Source organism: Duncaniella sp., from assembly GCF_029054785.1.
Taxonomy (GTDB): Bacteria; Bacteroidota; Bacteroidia; order Bacteroidales; family Muribaculaceae; genus Duncaniella.
Genome location: NZ_JAIDEN010000148.1, coordinates 1 through 2,483, shown reverse-complemented (window position 1 = coordinate 2,483; position 2,483 = coordinate 1). Strand labels below are relative to the sequence as shown.

Genomic DNA, 2,483 nt, shown 5'->3' with positions numbered 1-2,483 from the left:
GTTGTAGGTGCGTATCCTGACAAGATCGTCAGGTTCGGGCTGACGGTTGTCTGAGAGAAGCGCTTTGAGTTTTTTGAAAAGAGACATCATTGAAAAATAAGTGAGATTAACTTTTTGAGATAACGGCGGATGCGTTGGGCTTTGTATGTCGCAGATACCTGACTGAGAATGAAATCGACATCCTTGTCTCTGATCGCCTTATAGATATACTCATTGTCATCGTCGGCAATCCGTCTGACATGATGCCACAGGTTGCTGTCGGCGAGTTGTTCGGTCATCCATGCTTTCAGTTCCACATCGGTTTCCTTAAGATATTCTTTTCGTTGGAGCGCAGTGCTTAAAAACACATTTTTCAGTTCAATTGCTGTGGTTCTTACGGCAAACTGATTGCAATGTTCCAATGCTATGGCCGTTTTCTGTAAGGATTGTTCTTTGAGGTCCTCCCACAGATAGGGATTGAATCTTGATGTCAGACCACCGGTGCGGTAGTTGTAGCCAGCATAATCAATTATCGAATAGCTGCCGATATGTGGAAACAGATGGAGATTGAACATCAGATCCTCGCCCATGCGGAATCCGGTCGGAGTGACACCGGCTGACTTTATGAGTTTTATCTTATAGAGTTTCGCCCACACGCAGACATCAAGACGGTTGACTCCGAAAAAGGATATGAAATATTTATCCATGAGTTCCGGCTGCGTTATGACCTGAGGGGTGACAAAAGTCTGCGACCGTCTCCGTATCATTCCCATCACCCGATATGATTGCATCTGAACTACGTCAGCCCCAGTCCGGCTCATTTCAGCTACTTGGCGCTCAATAGCTTCACATTCAATATAGTCGTCTGAATCGACAAACGTGACCATGCCGTCAGGGTTTGAGTTTATGACATGGTCCAGGCCAGAAAAGCGGGCTTTGTCCACTCCCTCGTTCCGCGTCTTGTCTATCAGGTGTATTCTATCCGGAAATTCAGACTTGTATCGTTGGCATATATCCGCAGAATTGTCAGTGGAGCAGTCATTGACCAACACAATCTCAATGTCGGAATATGTCTGTGACAGGATCGAATCCACGCATTTGCCAAGATAGCCTGACGCGTTGTAAACAGGTACTATGACTGATACTTTGCTGCTCATGATTGTATTATTCATAGGATATATAGAAAAAATCAGAGACTTCTGACGCTGTCCGTGGCGGACGTTGCCGAAGTCTCTGATTTTAATTATGGCTGATGAGATTGCCTTCGGGAGAAAACCTTAGGCGTTCTTTACTTTGTCAACAATTGCTTTGAAAGCAGCGGGGTTGTTGAGGGCGAGGTCGGCGAGAACTTTGCGGTTGATCTCGATGCCGGCTTTGTGGATGAGGCCCATGAGCTTGGAGTAAGAAAGATCTTCAAGACGAGCAGCTGCGTTGATACGCTGGATCCAAAGGGCACGGAAGTTGCGCTTTTTGTCCTTGCGGTCACGGTAAGCGTAGGTGAGACCCTTTTCCCAGGTGTTCTTGGCTACGGTCCACACGTTGCGGCGGCAACCGAAGTAACCACGGGTGAGTTTCAGGATTTTTTTGCGGCGAGCTCTTGAAGCTACATGATTTACTGATCTTGGCATTTTGAAAAATGAGTTGTGAACGTCAGCGGCACATCATTGCACTTAAATTCATTTTTAGGTGGCTGACCGTTCGGTTTAAAGAATTGAATTAGAAATCACGATTTTAAGATAGTGAAAACTTCCTTACTTGAGAGCGAGGAGTGACTTGACGTTTGAAGCGTCGCAGCCGGCAACGAGTGAGAAGTGAGTCAGGTTGCGTTTCTGCTTTTTGGTCTTCTTGGTCAAGATGTGGCTCTTGAAAGCGTGTTTTCTCTTGATTTTTCCTGATCCGGTAAGGGCGAACCTCTTTTTGGCACCGGAGTTAGTCTTAATCTTGGGCATTTGTTAGAGTAAGTTGATATTATGTAAGTTATTGCTGTTTTTTCTTTGGACTGATCATGATGATCATGCGCTTACCTTCGAGCACGGGCATCTGTTCTACCTTGCCATACTCCTCAAGGTCGTTGGCGAAGCGCAGCAACAGCACTTCACCCTGTTCCTTGAAAAGGATGGAACGGCCTTTGAAGAATACATAAGCCTTGACTTTGGCACCTTCCTGAAGGAAGCCAAGAGCATGCTTGAGCTTGAAGTTGTAGTCGTGGTCGTCGGTTTGCGGCCCGAAGCGTATTTCCTTGACCACCACCTTGGTAGCCTTGGCTTTCTGCTCTTTCTGGCGCTTTTTCTGCTGATAGAGAAACTTCTGGTAGTCGAGTATCTTGCACACCGGCGGGTTGGCGGTGGGCGATATCTCTATGAGATCGAGCTCCAGCTCTTCGGCTTTATTGAGAGCCTCCTGAATGGTGTAGATGCCTGGCTCTACATTGTCGCCGACAAGACGAACCTCTCGGGCGCGGATACGCTCGTTGGTGTTATAGGGGTCTTTGGCAGCTGCACGAT

The 2,483-nt window shown here is 47.0% G+C and carries 4 protein-coding genes; all 4 read right to left on the bottom strand.

All coding sequences use genetic code 11. The features are described 5' to 3' along the window. Positions 1–86 precede the first annotated feature (86 nt). A complete protein-coding gene (locus tag K2H17_RS09295) occupies positions 87–1,136 on the bottom strand; it encodes a glycosyltransferase family 2 protein (protein ID WP_300134018.1) in 1,050 nt (349 codons plus the stop codon). A gap of 120 nt (positions 1,137–1,256) precedes the next feature. Then, positions 1,257–1,607, bottom strand: a complete 351-nt coding sequence (rplT, locus tag K2H17_RS09290) for a 50S ribosomal protein L20 (RefSeq protein ID WP_107032431.1) — start codon at positions 1,605–1,607, stop codon at positions 1,257–1,259. A gap of 123 nt (positions 1,608–1,730) precedes the next feature. Further along, a complete protein-coding gene (gene rpmI, locus K2H17_RS09285) occupies positions 1,731–1,928 on the bottom strand; it encodes a 50S ribosomal protein L35 (RefSeq protein WP_300134016.1) in 198 nt (65 codons plus the stop codon). A gap of 28 nt (positions 1,929–1,956) precedes the next feature. Beyond that, positions 1,957–2,483 (bottom strand): translation initiation factor IF-3 (gene infC, locus K2H17_RS09280; protein WP_300134014.1); only part of this gene is annotated, 527 nt, incomplete at its 5' end.

Coding starts and splice junctions, on each gene's coding strand:
- rplT (WP_107032431.1), bottom strand. CDS start 1,607: ATGCCAAGATCAGTAAATCATGTAGCTTCAAGAGCTCGCCGCAAAAAA.
- rpmI (WP_300134016.1), bottom strand. CDS start 1,928: ATGCCCAAGATTAAGACTAACTCCGGTGCCAAAAAGAGGTTCGCCCTT.
- K2H17_RS09295 (WP_300134018.1), bottom strand. CDS start 1,136: ATGAGCAGCAAAGTATCAGTCATAGTACCTGTTTACAACGCGTCAGGC.